Source organism: Mycobacterium adipatum (assembly GCF_001644575.1).
Lineage (GTDB): Bacteria > Actinomycetota > Actinomycetes > Mycobacteriales > Mycobacteriaceae > Mycobacterium > Mycobacterium adipatum.
Map to the genome: position 1 here is coordinate 2,953,270 of NZ_CP015596.1, position 16,463 is coordinate 2,969,732.

Below are 16,463 nucleotides of genomic sequence, written 5' to 3' on the forward strand. Positions count from 1 at the left end.
AATGATTCCAGAAAAGTCGTGGTTGGACTGAGCATGACCACATCAATCACCGCGGGCAAGCGTCGTACCGATACCGATATCCGGGGGTTCCAGGCCTCGCCGGAACTGAGCGCGAGTCTGCAGCAGGTACTCGTCGACATGATTGAACTGCACCTGCAGGGCAAGCAGGCGCATTGGAACGTGGTGGGGACCAACTTCCGGGACCTTCATCTGCAGCTCGACGAACTGGTGGACTTCGCGCGGGAGGGCAGCGACACCATCGCGGAGCGGATGCGTGCGCTGCAGGCCCCCGCGGACGGGCGGACCGATACCGTGGCGGCCGAAACCACGCTGCCCGCGTTCCCGCCGTACGAGCACAGCACCGCCGAGGTGGTGGAGCTGATCTCCGCGCGGATCTACGCGGCCGTCGACACGCTGCGTGGGGTGCACGACACCGTCGACGCCGAGGATCCCACCACCGCCGACATCCTGCACCAGCTGATCGACGGCTTGGAGAAGCTGGCCTGGCTGATCAGTTCGGAGAACCACAAGGTCTGACGGCGGCGGTCCGCGCGGCCGGGCGCCGACCGATGAGGTACCAGGTGCGCATCGGGCCCTTGCCCTTCACCTCCACCTCGCCGCGCTCCTCGAACAGATAACTGTCGTTGATGCGCTCGTAGACGTCCTGGGGGACCTGAATGCGGCCCTCCACGTCGGTGCTCTCCATCCGGGACGCCAGATTGACCGCATCACCCCAGACGTCGTAGAAGAACTTGCGTGAGCCGACGACGCCGGCCACCACCGGCCCGGCCGCGATGCCGATCCGCAGCGGCACCTCTCGGCCCCGTTGATCGTGCAGGCCCGCAACGGCGTGCGCCATGTCCAGGGCGAGGCAGGCCAGGGACTCGAGGTGGTCGGCCCGCGGCTGGGGCACGCCGCTGACCACCATGTAGGAGTCGCCGCTGGTCTTGATCTTCTCCAGGCCGTGCCGGTCGACCAGCCGGTCGAAGTCGGTATAGAGCTGATTGAGGAACAACACCAGGTCAGCCGGGTCGGTATCGCTGGCCCGCTGGGTGTACCCGGCGATATCGGCGAACAGGATCGACGCGTCGGCGTACCCGTCGGCGATGATCGAGTCATCGCGGTCTTTCAGCCGGGTGGCGATGCTCTCGGGGAGGATGTTGGCGAGCAGCGCCTCGGACTTGGCGAATTCGCGCTGTAGCGCACTCTCGGCCTGTTCGATCCGGCGCATGGCGGAGCCCACCACGATGATCATCATCAGGCTTGCTGCCGCCACCGTGACACCGAAGCTGATCCGCATCGCGGACTCCGAATACACTCCGGTGTTGCGCGGAACCAGCCACTCCAGCGCCACGGCGAGCACCGCGCCGGCCACGGCGAGCAGGGACGCGATCACGATGTGGTCGCTGCCTATCACGAGGATGATCAGTGCCGCGCCCACGAAGAAGTAGAACTGTAATCCGCTGTCGGTTCCCAGTTGGGCGCAGACATAGACGGTGAAGGCGTACGCGGCGATGACGAATGCCGTCGCCGCGACCAAAGCGCCGAACCGATAGAGCAGCGGGGTGGCCATGAAAACCGCTGCGCTGGCGAGGTTTACCAGCCCGATATGCGGTACCCCGGGTATCAAGATGAGCTCGGCGATGCCGTAGATACCGACGATTCCGGCCGCAATCCGGGTGCTGATCGTCAGCGTCGCGCGCCGCCGACTGGCCGCGTCCGAGTAGTCCCGACGGCCCTCTGGAAGGTCGGGCAGGCACCCGCGAGGCCCCGTGTCAGCCACCATCGGAGCGTACTCCCGGGCTGCGGTGACGAAGGTCCCGATTTGGCGGATCTGCGCGCGCGACGGGCAGTCCTTGTCCAGAAATTGACGGATGTGTCATGTCCACCGATCGGGGGACAGGTGCGCATATTAGCTAACGTTTGCGTCAATATTCGCTAACCGAAACCCCGGCGTGTCGTGATCTTGAGCCGCCGACGCGAAATCGGTGCTCCCGCCAGCAAACTGCTGTGACTCATGTCACAAGACAGTCTCGGGCCGATCTCGATCTTGTTCCGGGTTTTCTTTGCCAATTTCGCATTGAACCGTCTCAATCCGAAATCGACAGCTCTTGACACGAGTTTGCTAGAAATGGCTAATTGCGACTAACAAATTGCCTTTGAAACGTACTTTCAAGTAAGTTTCGCAATTTGCTGCTGCATGCGTTAATTTCGAGCAGAGTGCAAGTCATGTCCGAACTTGCGCACGTCAGAGCAGGAGTCGCTATGTGGCACCAGGTGCATAATCCGATCCGTAGGGTTGCCATCAAGGCAACGATCGCCCTGATTGCGGCCTCGCTTTTCGCGGCCACCGCAAGTCAGCAAGTCTTGCCACTGACCAAACAACGGTCGTACAACGTGATGCAGGTCGCGCAGATCGACGAGGCCCCGTCGACCATCGGCATCGCCGACTCCGAGCTGTACTTGTCGACCTCGCTGGCGGAGATCAACGCCCGGCTGGACCTCATGCAGTCACTGGGTGTGACCAACGTCCGGATCATGGTTCCGTGGGCCGGCGTGCAGCCCCTGCACCCCGACACCCCGTTCGGGCTGGGTGCGCCCCGGTGGGACCAACTCGACATGGTGGTCAACGCCGCCGCGTCCCGCGGGATGGGCATCCTGGGCGTGCTGAACTCGACCCCGATGTGGGCGTCGGGCAGCACCCCGATCAACGGACAGCCGACCAACTTCGACCGGTTCGCGTCGTTCGCGAAGTCCGTCGCGCTGCGCTACGGCGACAAGATCTCGGCGTATGAGGTCTGGAACGAGCCCAACTCGATCCAGTTCTGGAACACCCTGGACCCGGCCGCCTATACCGAGATGCTCAAGAAGACCTACACGGCGCTCAAGCAGGCCGCCTCGCAGATCGGTACCGATATCACCGTCATCGGCGGGGTGGTCGGTGCGGGCAAGACCTGGCCCGGGCTGACCATGAACCCCGTGGACTTCGTGCGCAAGATGTACGAAGCGGGCGCGGACGGCTACTTCGACGCGCTGTCCTTCCATCCGTACAACTTCGAATGGAAGTTCTCCGTCGGCGAGAACCTGCCGTGGAAAGAGGGCATGCCGCTCTACCAGCTGAACAAGATCCGCGAGCTCATGGACTCGTTCCTCGAAGAGGGCGAGGAGCAGGTCAAGATCTGGATCACCGAATACGGCGCACCGACCAACAAGGTGTCCGAGGCCACCCAGGCGGCCTTCGTCCGTGACCTCATCGAGTTCTGGCAGACCATGCAGGGTGCCGGCCCGATCTTCCTGTACACCATCAAGGACTGGCTGAACCCGCCGGCCGACAACGACGAGGCCAACCTCGGCATCTTCCGTCCGGACGGCACCATGAAGCCGGTCGGGCAGGTCATCAAGGAGCTGATCGCCTTCCTGACCAAGCCGCCCACCGATCCGGGCCCGGGCACCGGCCCCGGACCGGGCACCGGAGCGGGAAGTGGCTCGACCAACCCGGTGGCCGCCTTCCTGAAGGCGATCTCGCAGGCCTTCACCGGCATGTTCAAACTGGGGCCGAACCTGTTCAGCGCCTTCGGTTCGATCTTCACCAACCTGCTCGGTGGCCTGTTCGGCAGGAAGACGACCACGGCCAAGACCGCGGCCGTGAGTGCCCGTACCGCCAGTGCCGGTGTGGATGTCGTGCAGGATCCCGTGGACGCGAGCGACGATGCAGCCGAAGCCATCGCCGACGGATCCGCTGATACCACCGAAACATCCACGGGCACAACGAAAGCTGTGCAGGACGTGTTGTCGGTGCTGCAGGTTCAGGAGGCCGCGCAGCCCGTGGTCGTCGACGAGGTGCCGGTTGTCGACGAGGTCGTGGTCCAGGAGCCCGTCCTCGAGGAGCCGGTCGTCGAGGCGGTGACCGAGGAGGTCGCGGTCGAGGAGTCCACCGAAACCGTCGAAACGGTGACCGACGAGGTGACCGACGAATCCGCAGCGAGCGAGCAGGTGTCTTCGGAAGCGGCCACCACGGCCCTTACCGGCGACCCTGAACTGGCCGTCGCGGAGTCCCCGGTCACCGCGGGCCCCGAGGTCCGCAAGGTCGCGGTGCCAAACCTCAAGGCGCGCCAGGCGCTGAGCACGCGCTCCCCGCGGGGACCGCGGCACGCGGTGCGGGCCAACAGTGACAGCGGCCAGGGTGGGTCCACGCCGACTCGCCAGCGCGCCGCGGCGGGATCAGCCCCGGGCGGTGACCGCTAAAAGCTCGGGAGGGGGCGAGGATCTGCCGCTGTGGGAACTCGGACATTCCTACAGCGGCAGATCCGTGTCTGGGGTCGCTCGGTGGGGGAGGGCTACCGCAGTGGCTCACTGCCGGCGCGGCTCTTCACCGCCGATGGGGTCTGCTCATCAAGTCGCTGCCAGCGTCGTACCATCGCGAAGAAACCTGCCGTGAACGCCAGTGCCAGCGCGAAGGTGAGCGCCAGGTCGAGCGGCGAGACCAGGCCTCTGTTGGTGTAGAACAACGTGATCGCGGTGAACCCCGGAATGTAGAGCAGGCCGCCGGTGACGGCACCCGGGAAGTAGCGCCCGGTCATCAGGGTGATGGTGATGTGGAAGAAGCCGTTGAGGAGCAGCACGGCGATGAAGAACCAGATCGCCGGTCGGTAGACAACGCTCAAGGCCAGGATGGCCACCGGGTTGAAGAGGCCGGCGACGGCATCGGTGACGAAGGCACGTCGCGCGGTGAGCGGGCCGTAGGGACTCGGGGCCCGCCAGGCGATGGCGTTGAAGTACCTGAGGAAGCCGCCGGGCCATATGTACTCCTCGACCGTGTGCAGTACGGCGATGGGCCACACCAACCAGAACACCCAATCCGGGTCGGTCCGCCTGGTTGGGTCGATCAGGATGAAGATCCCCAGGGCGATTCCGGCCACGGCGCCGGCCCCATTGAGGTACTGGGTGGCGCGGGTGTACCGGTGATACTCGTCGATCGAATAGGCGGGCTCAACGGTGTTCATGATTTCTCCTCCCTCGCATGGCCTTTCAGGTACTTCTCGACGTGCGCGTCGCCGTCGAGCTCTGGCGGATCCGGCAGCAGGCGTGAGACGATTCCGAGGTAGACCAGAGGGCCCACCAGCGCGGCATAGGCCTGCAACGGCGGCTCGTCGATGAGTAGCCCGCGCTGCTGGTACTTCGCGATGATGTCGGTCACGCGTGTCATCTCTCGAACCGAATGTGATGCGGCGGAGCGCAGTTCGGCGTTGGTGGCGAGTTCGGACAAGATCGCCGGGAGTACCGCCCGGCGACGCCCGGTGGCGTCCCAGACGGCCGTGACCATCCGCCGCAGGTCGCCGCGCAGGTCGGCGCTGTAATCTCCGACGGCGTCGCTCATCGCCGCTGCCTCGCGCTCGAAGGCGGCATTGATCAGGCCGGATTTCGAGCCGAAGCGCCGAAAGATGGTCACCTCGTTCACGCCGGCCAACTCGGCCACCCTGCGGGTGGTCAGGCCGGCAAAACCCTTCTCCTCAGCGCATGTCACACACGCGTCCAGGACCGCGATCTGCGTGTCGTCCCAGCGTTGATGGTCCATCGACACCCCTCCGATCTAATGCAAGCAAGTACTTGCATGCAATGGGAAGTTACTCGGGGACCGGCGTCGGCGCAAGGCCCGTCGTGACGCTGCGGCGGTGCGTTCGCCCGGCGGTCAACGCGCAAGGGGGAGGGTGACCTCCACGAGCAGGCCGCCGTCGGGGCGTGACGAGGCTCGTACCCGACCCCCGTGGGCGTTGGCGACCGATCGCACGATGGACAGCCCCAGTCCGGTGCCGCCGGCGCTCGATGCGGTCCGCGCCAGCCGACGGAACGGTTCGAACAGCCCGTCCACATCGGCCGGCGCGACCACGGGGCCGCTGTTCTCGACCGTGAGCAGGGCCCACCCGCCGCGGATGTCCACGCTGGTGCGCACCCATCCCTGCTCGGTGATGTTGTACCGGATCGCATTGTCCACCAGGTTTGCGGCCAGTCGCTCCAGCAGTCCCGGGTCACCCTGAACGACGCAGGGGACCAGGCTGATTCGCATGTCCAGGCACGCGCTGCGGGCCGCCGGCTCGGCGGTCTCGAGTGCGTGCCGGACAATTTCGGCAAGGTCGGTGAGTTCACGTGTCGGCAGTTGCTGATCGCTGCTGGCCAACACGAGCAGGCCGTCGATGAGGCGCTCCTGGCGTTGGTTCACCGCGAGCAGCGTCTCGCCGAGTCGGCGGGTCGAGTCCGGGGTGTCGGGATCATCGAGTGCGACTTCGATGAGGGTGCGGTTGATGGTCAAGGGTGTGCGCAACTCGTGGGATGCGTTGGCCACGAAACGATGCTGGCTGTCGAAGGCACGGTCAAGGCGTTCCAGCATGGCGTCGAAAGTGTCGGCGAGTTCCTTGATTTCGTCGTCAGGTCCGTCCAGCGCGATCCGCTCATGCAGGCTGCGCCCGGCGACCCGTCGTGCGGTGGCGGTGACCTCTTGCAGAGGTTGCAGCGCCCGACCGGCCAACAGCCACCCGGCGCCGCAGGCAAGTACGCTGATGATCACCAGCGCGGCAATCGACCAGCGCAGCATCCCGTGCATGAGCGCCTGTCGCTGCTGCTCGGCCTGGTTGGTCACCAGCGTCATCAGGGTGTCGAGGCGGGGAAAGCTGCGTGCTCCCCGTTGTTCGGCGAACTGACGGATGGTTGCCTGTAGCGCCGCGCCGGGCCGATGGTCCAGCGACTGTTCGAGATAGAAGTAGATCAGCCCGATCAACAGGGCGCCGGCCAGAAACAGCGCACCCGCGTAGAGCACGGTGAGGCGGGTCCGGATCTTCATCGCAGCCGGTACCCGACGCCGGGCTCGGTCTCGATCAAGGGGGGATCCCCGAGTTTACGTCGGACCATCATGATGGTGTACCGCACCACACCGGTGAACGGATCGGCATGCTCATCCCAGGCCTTCTCCAGCAGCTGCTCCGCGGACACTACTCCACCGTCTGCGAGCAATAGCTCGAAGAGGACTGCAAATTCCTTGCGGGACAGCGTAATCGGGCTTCCTTCGCGCGTCACGGTCCGCTGGTGTGGATCAAGTCGGATGCCATTGCGCTCCAGTACCGGTGGGGTTGCGGCGCGGGAGCGCCGGCCCAGTGCCTGGACGCGGGCGACCAACTCGGCGAACGCGAACGGTTTGTACAGGTAGTCATCGGCGCCCAGGCCGAGGCCGGCGACCCGATCGGCCACCGTCCCAGCGGCTGTCAACATCAGGATGCGCGCAGAACCGCCCCCTGCCACGAGTTTGGCGCAGACGGTATCGCCGGAGGTCACCGGCAGGTCGCGGTCGAGGATGACCACGTCGTAGTCGTTGACGGTCGCATGTTCGAGCGCCATGGCGCCGTCGTAGACGACGTCGACGGCCATCGCGTGCCTGCGCAGGCCGGCGGCGACGGCGTCGGCGAGCAGCTGTTCGTCTTCCACCACGAGGATTCGCACCCCACCATGGTGCCCGCGTGCGCGTTTGGTCGCTGTGAGGGTCACTCGATTGTTGCGGCCGCCGACGGCGCTCTGCCCCCGGGGCCCGGGGGACCGTCGGCGACCCGCAACGACCTCGGTCTAGTAGTTGTGGCAGGTTTCGGCGACCCGGTTCAGCTTGGCCACCGTTTCCTGGCCCTCCGGAGTGGACTTGCGCCTCTGCACCGCCGCACGAACATCCGGGTTGCGGTCGAGAAACCCCTGCACCCGCTGGCGGCGCTCGGGTACCGGAAGTGCCAACAGCTCCTGCACTTTGCTCTGCGCTTCCGGCCGGTTGTGCAGACGGTCGGCCATCTGCGGGGCCTCGGCCTGCAGCGCGGCATCGACTTGCGCGTAGCTGCAGGTCGTTTCGATCAACTTGCCGGAAGGTTCGGAGGCTGCCACCGGGGCGAGCCCGAAAGCCATTGCGGCCATTGCGGTCATGCCGGCGAACATGGGTACAGCGGAGTGGGAAAGCGCCACGGTCGTTGCTCTCTTTCGGATCGGTTCGGGCGTGCTGGTCACGCCCTTGAACCATTTGAGCAACCGCGGCGTTGGGTGGACGTTAGGGCGAGACGGTCGCCGTCGCGGGGGCGGACCAGCCACCGGCGGCGGTAGCCTGCGGAGATACGCGCAGTGGGGCGATCACTGCGGCCCGGAAAGGCAGAACTGTTGCGTCGGTGGATCATCGCGAGCTCGATCAGCCTCGTCCTGGTGCTGGCGGTCGCCTCGGCGACATACAGCCTGGCCCGTTCGCGCACCTATCAATTGGCCGGTGAACTGGTCAGCCGGGTGGACACCACCGAGAAGGTGGTCGCATTGACCTTCGATGACGGACCGAGCGATTCGACGCCGCAGATCCTGGACATGCTCGCCGAGGCCGGGGTATCGGCCACGTTCTATCTCAACGGTGCCGCCTTGGACCGTTACCCCGAGCACGGGGCGAGGATCGCGCGGGCCGGCCATGAGATCGGCAACCACACCTACACGCACCGCCGGATGGTCTTCGTGAGTGCGGGCACCGTCGCCAGGGAAGTCGAAACCACCGATGCCGCGATCGCGCGCACCGGATACCGAGGGCCCGTCACGTTTCGGCCCCCGCACGGCAAAAAGTTGTGGACGCTGCCTCACTACCTGGCCGAGCACCGGCGCACCACGGTGATGTGGGACGTCGAGCCCGACTCCGCAGGCACCCCGGAGACCGACCGCATCGTCGAGGAGACCGCGACGAGCGTCCGCCCGGGCTCCATCGTTCTGCTTCACGTCATGGACGACAGCCGGTCCGCTTCCAGGGCGGCGGTGCCGCTGATCGTCGGACGACTGCGCGCCGACGGATACCGTTTCGTGACGGTGAGCGAACTGCTGGCGCTGGGGAGATAGCGTCCCCGCGGTGGTTGCCGGGGCCGGAGACAGGGCCGACGCCGCGGTTGTTAGTGGTGCCCTCGGTGAGATTCGAACTGTAAATCGGGCCGCTGGTCAGGGTATCGAAACAGGCTCTGAACAGCAAAAACGTTTCACGGCAGATCACGGTAGATCAACGGATTTGTGGGCAGAATGTGGGCAAAATGTGGGCACGGATCACTGGACGAAATCAGCCCCACACGGTCGTCGGTTGCTTGTATGGTTCGGCCCATGCGACTGCTTGTGCCCGCCGTCTGTCTGTTGTTTTCGTCTGTTGTGGCGGCATGCGGCAGTGACGGAACACCTGCGGCGGAAACTGTGACGGTGAGCGCTTCACCTACCACTAAGGCCGCCGTGACCTGGAAATATCTCCAAAGTGGGTACGGCGATTTTCTGGCGCAGTCCTGTTCTGGGCCTGAGCTTGGCGAAGCGGATTACAGCATCTGCATCACCAAACAAAAGAACGGCATCGAGACGTTCGCGATAGACGCAGAGCAACTTCCGATATCCCCGGCACGAGCCGAACTGCTGAGTTCTGTCAACACGTTCACCGAGAGCTATGAAAGCTACATCGGCAATGGGTGCAAGTCGAGCGATTTCGACTGCCTTGTGGACTACGCAGGCATGGGACAAGGCTTTGCGGAGCTTGGCCGCATCGTCAATCGTGAAGCGGCGAACTAGGGCAGAAATATCAAGGGTGAGACAGTCCCGCCAGTCTTGGAGGACACACCGACGCGGGAGCTTGTACCGGCACGCGCATCGGCAATCTTCGGGACTCGCCACAAGTTCCGTCGATTGTGGCGGGACTGTCTCACGTTCTCTTTTTCTTCCGGTTGGCCTTCAAAATTTCGCGAGCTTCACGGCGTGCAGCGGCAGCGTCAAACGGAAGTTCTTCCAGCACCGTCGTCGGGTAGACGCTGACGCGCAGCGCGGTCAACCGTTCATGTTGGTAGTTCGCTAGCTCCACGTGTTTTGCGACGATGCGCCGGTCCACCAGTTGCCGAGACACCACGTGTTGCGCGCCCACGGCACCACCGATAGCGCCACCGACCGCAACAGCGGCAATAGCTCTCCGATTCCGCTGTCGTGCCCGTCTACTTTTGACTCCCCGGCGTCGTTTACGCGCTGACGCGGCCTGCGCCTTTTCCAGCGCTGCGCGCCTGGCGGGAGTCATCCGGTAGGCAGCCATCAGATTGCTTTCGCGATCATCTCGTAGTGATGCAATCGGCCACGTAGGTAATGCGGTTCTACCGCGCCTTCGGGCGATAGTGCGGTAAACGGTCCCCACGCCATCACCAGCGCCGAAGAACCGGCATTCGGTGGAATCGTGAATGCGAACGGACTCAGAATGATCTGTAGCCGCGAGCTAGTTTTTCCCCCGGCTGGATCAAACGTTGTGCCCGAATCTAGAAACGTCACGACACCAGGAACCGGACCCGAAAAGATCGTGACGAATGTCGCGGTTCCGCTGACGGTTCGTTTCTCTTTGAGAGTCACATTCACAACGTCGTTGAAGATCACAACGCCAACCTTCGATAGCGATTCAAAACGAACCGCTCGGCCAAGTTGAATCCGTTGAACCCGCCACGGATGGATACCGCGCCTACGTCAGTGGGTAGCTGTTCGGGATTGGCGACCAGGCGCGCGGTAGCGGTCACGATGACCGATGCGATTTCTTCGTTTGGTTCGCCGTCAGCAAAGCCGACACCGCGCGTGTAGGCGCGGCACATGTTCGTGACCACGCTCGCGTGATTCCCGGCGAGGGCGACCAGATTGGTATCAGCGCCCCCGCCGAGAAAGTCGGCCACGTGCTGGCCGGTGACAGCGGCCATCGTCAGATCGTGATGCCGGTCAGCTTGATCACGGCTTCGGGATTGAGCGGCTTCGCGTCGTAGCGGCACACCACGCGGATAGCCATCTGGTCATAATCGCCGTAGGTCTGATCAAGAATCTTCACGGTCGGTGCCAGATCACGCGCCACGGCAACCTGGCTGAAATCGACCAGTGCCGCGCGGGCAGTATCCGGCGTGGGTGCGGTGTCGTCTGGAATCCGGTTGGTCACGATCACCGAATGTCCCAGAAGCGTGTACCCGCCAGCGCCGGTCACGTCCGGTTGCACGATGTAGCGGCCCGTCGTGTCTTTGATCTTGCGCAGGTCGATCAGTTCACGGCTGGTCATCACCCATTTGAGTTGCGCGGTGTTGACGTTTTCACCGAGCGCCATCGCTTCGGCGTCGTGCAGATCGTCCAGTTCCAGAATCCCGTTGACGGGCAGCGTCTGCGTTCCGGCCCACGCGAACAGTCCCTGCGGTTCAGTGGTGCCGTTGCCCGATGCTGAAAACAGTTGTGCGTCAAGTTTTGTCGCTACATCGGTGACCAGCCGATCTTTGAGCGCTGCATCCAGCGCAACGACAGACTGGCGGGCAAGTTCGTTGGAGTACCGCGTCAACGTCTTGAGCGATTTCATCGAAGACGGCAGCAAGGTCACTTCGTCAAAATCGGGGTTGGCTTCGGGAATCTGTTCGTTCTCACCGACCCACGTGACAACGGTCGGTCCACCGAGCTTGGGAATCCGCAACTCGCTACTGGTGTCGAAAATACGCGGGCCAGCGGCCAGGAATTTAGCCGCTTCCTCAAGCGGCCTCACCAGAATTTTGGCGACCTGTTCCTGAGTAAGTTCGGTTGCGCTAGTAGTGCTGACAGCCATTGAAATCGTCCTAACAATCAAAAAAGAGAGCGGATATTTGATCGTTTACGTCATCGGGACGTTTAACGGCATTCGCGCATCAGGCGCGGTGTGGGCACTATAGCGCAACCGAACTCAGTTATGCACGCGCGCGCAGCATATCGGCCAAATTGACCGGCTCCGATGTACCGCCACGATTACCCTGCCCGATATCGCCATTCAGTCGCCGTGATGCCAGGTGCGGTTTACGGGTCAGCAATTCGTCAATCGCAGATTCCAGGGCATCGGCGTCATCCAGGTGCGCGGCGTCGAACGGCAGATCGGTGGGGTCAGCCAGTCGGCCCGTCGCGGCTACCAGTGAGTTGTGCAGACGTTGGGCCAGCGCGTCAGTTTGGTTGGCGCGCTCACGGTAACCGGCAGACTCTCGGCGCAGTTTCTCCACGTAGGTACGACTGAAAGTCGTTGCATCAGTTTCTATTTCGCTGTCATCGGTGGAAACGCCTGCCGCTGTTTGGCCGGCGTTTTCAGCGTCGGTCAGATCGTCGGTGGCCGATTCCACGGTCGCGTCGGTGTCCACCACGGTCTGCTCGGTGGCCTGGTCGTTGTTCTCATGTTCGTTGGGGCGTGGCATTGATCATTCTTTCGTTAGGTATCTGTGGCGGTTTCTTCGTTAGGCACTTCGTCATCGTCAACGACAGCCGAATATCTGACTTCGGCTTCAATCTCCAAGATTTCTTCGTCGGAGTACCCAAGTTTCCGCAGCGTGAATACACGCGGCAACAATCCAGCTTCAAACAGTTTCACGGCGGCATCGGCTTCCTGTGCCATGCTGCGCGTCCCGGCTTCGGACCAATAGACCGCAACATCATCCACAGTTGTGGGATCGACTTGATCTAATACGGCGGTCATCAATTTGGCGACTTTTTCCCACGCTCGGCCGAATGTTTCTTGGCGAGCTTCGGCCCGCGCCGTCAATGACGCTTCGGATGCTCGCAGCGCGTCAGCACTGGCGGGATTATCAGTAAAGACTCCGATGTAATGCGCGGGAAGTGTCGACACCGCCATAATCTGGCCGAGAAAAATCCGTACCGATGCTTCGTAACCCGCCAGGTCTGCGGCAGCCAGTTGGCCGAATTTAGCTTCGTGGTTCTCGGCGATCATCGCCCGATTGCCTTCGGGAATTGGGTTGACCGTTTCGATAATTGGTTCGCCGTCATCGTCCAGAACAGGATTGCCGTCAGCGTCCAGTTTCGGTTTTTCTTCCAGTTCGATTCCAGTTGCCCAACGGCGCGGCCTACCGACAAATTCACTGGTCGTCATCATGTCCACAAGTGACTTATTCAGTCCGTCCACCAGTGGCATCAGATCGTCTAATTCACTGGCACCGTAGTCGTCCAAAATTCGATCTGAGTTGCGCAGGTTGACGACCGGGACGACACCGAGCGGATTCTGAATTTCTGCGACTACCTCAAAACCAAGCGTTGCACCGATGTGGTTGGCCCGGTAGTGGATGATCCGATCCGGTAGGTACAACACCGCTTCGGTCGTGGCTTCGGTTTCCCAGCGCTTCGCAGCGGCCACAATTTCGCGCGTGCCAGGATCGAACAGACACGCAACTTGCTTGGCGCTCTCCACCGTAACCTTCGGCCTGCCAACAGAATCGGCCCACACCATGACGTAGGAATCACCGAACAGCAGCGCCTCACGATGCGCCACACTGGACAGTAGATCCATGTCGTTGCGTAGCCACTCCACCCACAGCGCAGCGTCGGAAAATCCGGTGATCTGCAACCGCTCGGTGAGTGCTGTCACCGACAGGCGCGGAATGTTCGATGCCATCCGACCGAAACGATTTCCCAGCGCCGTCTTTGACTCAGGACTCAGAAAAGCCAACGGCTGATTACCACTGTAGTACCGATCCAACAACGAATATCGGGCCAGCGGTTCATCGAGTTTATGCAGTATCTTGTGCAAAAAGTCGACTGGCGTAAACGGAATAATCGGAATCGTCATTGCTTTCCTATTGCGCAAAACTGACAGTGCGCTTTTTCGTTGTCTTTGTGGAGTGCCAAGCGGCCCTATCATAGGCCACAATTGCCGCCACGGCGGCGTCAATCTTGCGCGGCGAACCGCGCTTATCCTTGCTCACCAAATCACCCATTGGCGTGCGTTTCGCCACGCAATGTTCGATATGCGCGGCCAGATCGGCATTGCCATCGTGAGTGACCACCTTCGTCACTACAGCCTGATACAGCCGGTCAGTCGCCGGGGCCATGCGCGCAGCGGTCGCGGTGTTCCACTCCAACACTCGCTTTTCACCGTGCCGTGCGGCCCACGCTTCGATTTCCGAGCGCCAACCCCACGGATCACAGGCCAATTCCACAACGTCATACCGCTGGAAAGCTAAATCGACTGCCGCACTGACATTTTCACGCGGAACCCGCCAGCGGGGGTCACCGGGGTTTTCCCACAGTCCCTCAACCCACAGGTGCCCGTCCATCGTGCAACCGACCAGCGCCGTGGAATCGCCAGATGCCGAGCCGTCGAAAGCCAGAACTACGCGCTCACCAGGATTAACTTTGCGCTCGGCTTTACATTGCATCCACGCGCCCCACGGCAGCCACGATTGCACGCCAGTGACCCACTGGCCGAGACGCAACTGACGAAAAACCGGTTCACGAATCGTCTTCAACACCGATTCCAACCCGTCTTCGGATAAGAACGGGTCATCGCAGGACAGCGCCGGATTGGCAACCCGCCAGGCATCTCGGTCGTCTACCGCGCACCCGTCAGGCGCCAGGTACTCACGAAAATAAAAAGAGTCATCCGTGCCCGATCTGCCATGCTCGACCAGGCGCCACATCACAGAATCGGCAGAGTCCGCAGGTGTAGAAATCGCCAGCGTCAGAGATTCCGGCCTTTTGCCGGCCACCGATGTAACCGCTTCCCACACGTCTTCGGTGACCACGTGCAGTTCGTCCACGATCATCAGCGACGGGTCGTGACCGTGCAGCGCGCCAGGTTCAGCCGGTAATGGCAACAGCGTGGCATCGTTTTCCGGCAGATACAGCCGGTCAGCGTAAACCTGCACACGCTCGGCCAAAATCGGGTTGAGTTCCACCATGCGTTTTGCGTATCGCATGGTGATGTTCGCCTGACGCTGGTCGCTGGCGACCACCAGCACTTCGGCGGATGGCGGGCCGACGAACATTTCGGCCAGGCCCAACGCTGCGGCCAGCATCGTCTTGCCGTTTGCACGCGGCAGGCTCACCAGCGCGGTACGAACACGCGGAGCGAAAGCGCCGTCGATGATCTCTCGCTGAAAATCGCGCAGGTTGAACGGCAGTTTTGCGCCGTGACCGCGTGGCGTGATCAGAAAAGCCGAGATGAACACGTCGCGGCGCATCGCACGGTCATCGGGAAAACCGGACAGGTCCAGCGGCTCTACTTTTACGGTTCCCTTGGGGCCAGCTCTCATAATTCACACCGCCTGATTGCGAAAATCGCGCTCGGATGCGGTGTGTAACAAAAACTTAGCGCCCCCCTCGCGGGTTGTCGTTCCCCCGATAAGGGGATACCCCCCACCTTCGGATTTCTCGCGAGCAGCGCCGCGCTTTCTGTTGCACGGCCCACACACCACGTCGATATCTTTGAGCCGGATGGATTTACCGGCGAGCTTGCGTGCCCACGCAGTAGGCGAGTGGTCAGCCTGCAAATCATCGGTGGCACCGCAGTCAGCGCAGAATGGTTGCAGTCGTCGCGCACGTTGCGAGAGCTTGCGCCAGGCGTGGTCATATCCACGCGAGTCAGCAGATGTTTTCTGCCCACCAGTGCTCACGGTGTGCTCGGCGCACCGCGTGTTCTCTGACGGTTCGCCGCAGTCGATGCACGGACGCATCAGCATGATGGCACCGCATCATCTGCGCTGATCTGTTCATCGGCGCGGTTTTGTTCGCGCCATGCTTCGGTATTCAGTGTGCCGCGCCATGTGAACTGAACCCGCCAGGTCGGATCAGGCCGCTTCTGCAATCGGATCGGTTCGTCGTCGTAGACAACTTCAGTACCGAGCAGCGCATTCACCAGCAGCGCCATACCTTCGGCGAAGTACATTCCGGCTACGGCTACGTCGTAGTGGTTCAGATGATTTGGTGAGATGCCGTCACGTAAAAATTCGCGCAGCGCATCCTGCATTTTCGTGGTCATTGTTATGGCCTTGCGGTGCTCGGCGCATAGGCCGGTGCGGTCTGTGACGATGCCGTGGCAGCCATCGGCCTGGCAGCGCGGTATCGGGGTCATTGCTCTACCGGCCACACTCTGAACGGTGCGTGCAGGTTGATGACCGGCAGCGGCAGTAGTGCCTGCGCGCACCGCTGATAGTCGGCCAGGCGCACCGTGGCCGAATCGCGTTCGTCTTCGATGTAGTCGCGTGGCCGGAACCGGGACGCAGCATTTTTCACGTAATGCTTCGGTAGGTCTAAATCGCTGTTGCGGATAGTCAACCGGCACAGGCGACTCTCGCTGATTTCATCAGACGGCATGTACACAAGCGCACGCGCCACCACATCTACATCGTTCAGTGCGTGGTTGCAGATCGGATCAACGCGGGCAATCAAAACTCCATGCCCGCCACACTCTTTTATGTCCTCGGGCCATACGGGTGACAGCGATGCGAACACCGACACCGTCATAGATTTCACTAGTCCGTTGATTTCTTTGATATCCATTGCTCTAGTTCCTCTCGTTGTTTTTTGCGATTCAGGCCACCTCGCCATCCCTTAAGGGATGGGGATTGGCGAGGTGGTGGCGGTTTTCGGCGAGGTCGCGGCGAGGTGGCGAGGTCGCGAAATATGTGCAGGTAGGCAAGGGTTTT

At 62.3% G+C, this 16,463-nt stretch carries 19 protein-coding genes; 4 read left to right on the top strand and 15 right to left on the bottom strand.

Going from position 1 to position 16,463, the window contains the following annotated elements:
- Positions 1-33 precede the first annotated feature (33 nt).
- A complete protein-coding gene (locus A7U43_RS14005) occupies positions 34-537 on the top strand; it encodes a Dps family protein (protein ID WP_067996171.1) in 504 nt (167 codons plus the stop codon).
- On the opposite strand, the gene A7U43_RS14010 is transcribed toward A7U43_RS14005, so the two are convergent.
- Complete coding sequence (locus A7U43_RS14010) at positions 512-1,783, bottom strand: adenylate/guanylate cyclase domain-containing protein (RefSeq protein ID WP_231963311.1); 1,272 nt, start codon at positions 1,781-1,783, stop codon at positions 512-514. The genes A7U43_RS14005 and A7U43_RS14010 overlap by 26 nt on opposite strands.
- Before the next feature lie 617 nt (positions 1,784-2,400).
- Here A7U43_RS14010 and A7U43_RS14015 point away from each other — a divergent pair.
- Positions 2,401-4,245 (top strand): cellulase family glycosylhydrolase, encoded by a 1,845-nt coding sequence (locus A7U43_RS14015; protein WP_231963686.1) that lies wholly within the window; start codon positions 2,401-2,403, stop codon positions 4,243-4,245.
- Positions 4,246-4,337: 92 nt separating this feature from the next.
- Here the strand turns inward: A7U43_RS14015 and A7U43_RS14020 are convergent, their stop codons facing one another.
- From A7U43_RS14020 to A7U43_RS14040, 5 genes are all read right to left on the bottom strand, one after another.
- Positions 4,338-5,003, bottom strand: a complete 666-nt coding sequence (locus A7U43_RS14020) for an HXXEE domain-containing protein (protein WP_067996179.1) — start codon at positions 5,001-5,003, stop codon at positions 4,338-4,340.
- A complete protein-coding gene (locus A7U43_RS14025; protein WP_231963312.1) occupies positions 5,000-5,476 on the bottom strand; it encodes a TetR/AcrR family transcriptional regulator in 477 nt (158 codons plus the stop codon). Before A7U43_RS14025 ends, A7U43_RS14020 begins: the two co-directional genes overlap by 4 nt.
- Before the next feature lie 213 nt (positions 5,477-5,689).
- Complete coding sequence (locus A7U43_RS14030) at positions 5,690-6,835, bottom strand: sensor histidine kinase (protein ID WP_067996184.1); 1,146 nt, start codon at positions 6,833-6,835, stop codon at positions 5,690-5,692.
- Positions 6,832-7,488 carry a response regulator transcription factor gene (locus tag A7U43_RS14035; RefSeq protein WP_067996187.1) on the bottom strand — a complete coding sequence of 219 codons (657 nt, stop codon included), beginning with the start codon at positions 7,486-7,488 and terminating at the stop codon, positions 6,832-6,834. Before A7U43_RS14035 ends, A7U43_RS14030 begins: the two co-directional genes overlap by 4 nt.
- Positions 7,489-7,608: 120 nt before the next feature.
- Positions 7,609-8,031, bottom strand: coding sequence for a hemophore-related protein (locus A7U43_RS14040; RefSeq protein WP_156525915.1), 423 nt, complete (start codon positions 8,029-8,031; stop codon positions 7,609-7,611).
- A 147-nt stretch (positions 8,032-8,178) separates the two neighbouring features.
- Between A7U43_RS14040 and A7U43_RS14045 the strand changes: the two genes are divergently transcribed.
- Entirely contained in the window at positions 8,179-8,886 is a 708-nt protein-coding gene (locus tag A7U43_RS14045; protein WP_068002701.1) for a polysaccharide deacetylase family protein, read from the top strand.
- A 252-nt stretch (positions 8,887-9,138) separates the two neighbouring features.
- A complete protein-coding gene (locus tag A7U43_RS14050; protein ID WP_156525916.1) occupies positions 9,139-9,588 on the top strand; it encodes a hypothetical protein in 450 nt (149 codons plus the stop codon).
- Between the two features lie 130 nt (positions 9,589-9,718).
- On the opposite strand, the gene A7U43_RS29680 is transcribed toward A7U43_RS14050, so the two are convergent.
- The 9 genes from A7U43_RS29680 to A7U43_RS29695 form a co-directional block, all read right to left on the bottom strand.
- Positions 9,719-9,934, bottom strand: coding sequence for a hypothetical protein (locus A7U43_RS29680; protein ID WP_156525917.1), 216 nt, complete (start codon positions 9,932-9,934; stop codon positions 9,719-9,721).
- Between the two features lie 161 nt (positions 9,935-10,095).
- Entirely contained in the window at positions 10,096-10,428 is a 333-nt protein-coding gene (locus A7U43_RS29685) for a hypothetical protein (protein ID WP_156525918.1), read from the bottom strand.
- Complete coding sequence (locus A7U43_RS14055; RefSeq protein ID WP_067996196.1) at positions 10,425-10,739, bottom strand: hypothetical protein; 315 nt, start codon at positions 10,737-10,739, stop codon at positions 10,425-10,427. The genes A7U43_RS29685 and A7U43_RS14055 overlap by 4 nt, the downstream gene beginning before the upstream one ends.
- Positions 10,740-10,741: 2 nt before the next feature.
- Complete coding sequence (locus A7U43_RS14060; RefSeq protein ID WP_067996198.1) at positions 10,742-11,614, bottom strand: phage major capsid protein; 873 nt, start codon at positions 11,612-11,614, stop codon at positions 10,742-10,744.
- Positions 11,615-11,732: 118 nt separating this feature from the next.
- Positions 11,733-12,224 (bottom strand): hypothetical protein, encoded by a 492-nt coding sequence (locus A7U43_RS14065; protein ID WP_067996200.1) that lies wholly within the window; start codon positions 12,222-12,224, stop codon positions 11,733-11,735.
- 14 nt (positions 12,225-12,238) lie between these two features.
- The gene (locus tag A7U43_RS14070) at positions 12,239-13,606 is read right to left on the bottom strand and encodes a phage portal protein (protein ID WP_067996204.1); all 1,368 of its coding nucleotides are present in this window, start codon (positions 13,604-13,606) and stop codon (positions 12,239-12,241) included.
- Positions 13,607-13,613: 7 nt separating this feature from the next.
- The gene (locus A7U43_RS14075; RefSeq protein WP_067996207.1) at positions 13,614-15,071 is read right to left on the bottom strand and encodes a terminase large subunit domain-containing protein; all 1,458 of its coding nucleotides are present in this window, start codon (positions 15,069-15,071) and stop codon (positions 13,614-13,616) included.
- Between the two features lie 419 nt (positions 15,072-15,490).
- Entirely contained in the window at positions 15,491-15,889 is a 399-nt protein-coding gene (locus tag A7U43_RS29690; protein WP_156525919.1) for a hypothetical protein, read from the bottom strand.
- Entirely contained in the window at positions 15,886-16,317 is a 432-nt protein-coding gene (locus A7U43_RS29695; RefSeq protein ID WP_156525920.1) for a hypothetical protein, read from the bottom strand. Before A7U43_RS29695 ends, A7U43_RS29690 begins: the two co-directional genes overlap by 4 nt.
- Between the last annotated feature and the right edge of the window lie 146 nt (positions 16,318-16,463).

What these genes read in the sequence shown, in the direction of transcription:
- A7U43_RS29695 (WP_156525920.1), bottom strand. Translation starts at nt 16,317, where the DNA reads ATGGATATCAAAGAAATCAACGGACTAGTGAAATCTATGACGGTGTCG.
- A7U43_RS29690 (WP_156525919.1), bottom strand. Translation starts at nt 15,889, where the DNA reads ATGACCCCGATACCGCGCTGCCAGGCCGATGGCTGCCACGGCATCGTC.
- A7U43_RS14005 (WP_067996171.1), top strand. Translation starts at nt 34, where the DNA reads ATGACCACATCAATCACCGCGGGCAAGCGTCGTACCGATACCGATATC.
- A7U43_RS14020 (WP_067996179.1), bottom strand. Translation starts at nt 5,003, where the DNA reads ATGAACACCGTTGAGCCCGCCTATTCGATCGACGAGTATCACCGGTAC.
- A7U43_RS14070 (WP_067996204.1), bottom strand. Translation starts at nt 13,606, where the DNA reads ATGACGATTCCGATTATTCCGTTTACGCCAGTCGACTTTTTGCACAAG.
- A7U43_RS14030 (WP_067996184.1), bottom strand. Translation starts at nt 6,835, where the DNA reads ATGAAGATCCGGACCCGCCTCACCGTGCTCTACGCGGGTGCGCTGTTT.
- A7U43_RS14075 (WP_067996207.1), bottom strand. Translation starts at nt 15,071, where the DNA reads ATGAGAGCTGGCCCCAAGGGAACCGTAAAAGTAGAGCCGCTGGACCTG.
- A7U43_RS14015 (WP_231963686.1), top strand. Translation starts at nt 2,401, where the DNA reads ATGCAGGTCGCGCAGATCGACGAGGCCCCGTCGACCATCGGCATCGCC.
- A7U43_RS14065 (WP_067996200.1), bottom strand. Translation starts at nt 12,224, where the DNA reads ATGCCACGCCCCAACGAACATGAGAACAACGACCAGGCCACCGAGCAG.
- A7U43_RS14060 (WP_067996198.1), bottom strand. Translation starts at nt 11,614, where the DNA reads ATGGCTGTCAGCACTACTAGCGCAACCGAACTTACTCAGGAACAGGTC.
- A7U43_RS14050 (WP_156525916.1), top strand. Translation starts at nt 9,139, where the DNA reads ATGCGACTGCTTGTGCCCGCCGTCTGTCTGTTGTTTTCGTCTGTTGTG.
- A7U43_RS14055 (WP_067996196.1), bottom strand. Translation starts at nt 10,739, where the DNA reads ATGGCCGCTGTCACCGGCCAGCACGTGGCCGACTTTCTCGGCGGGGGC.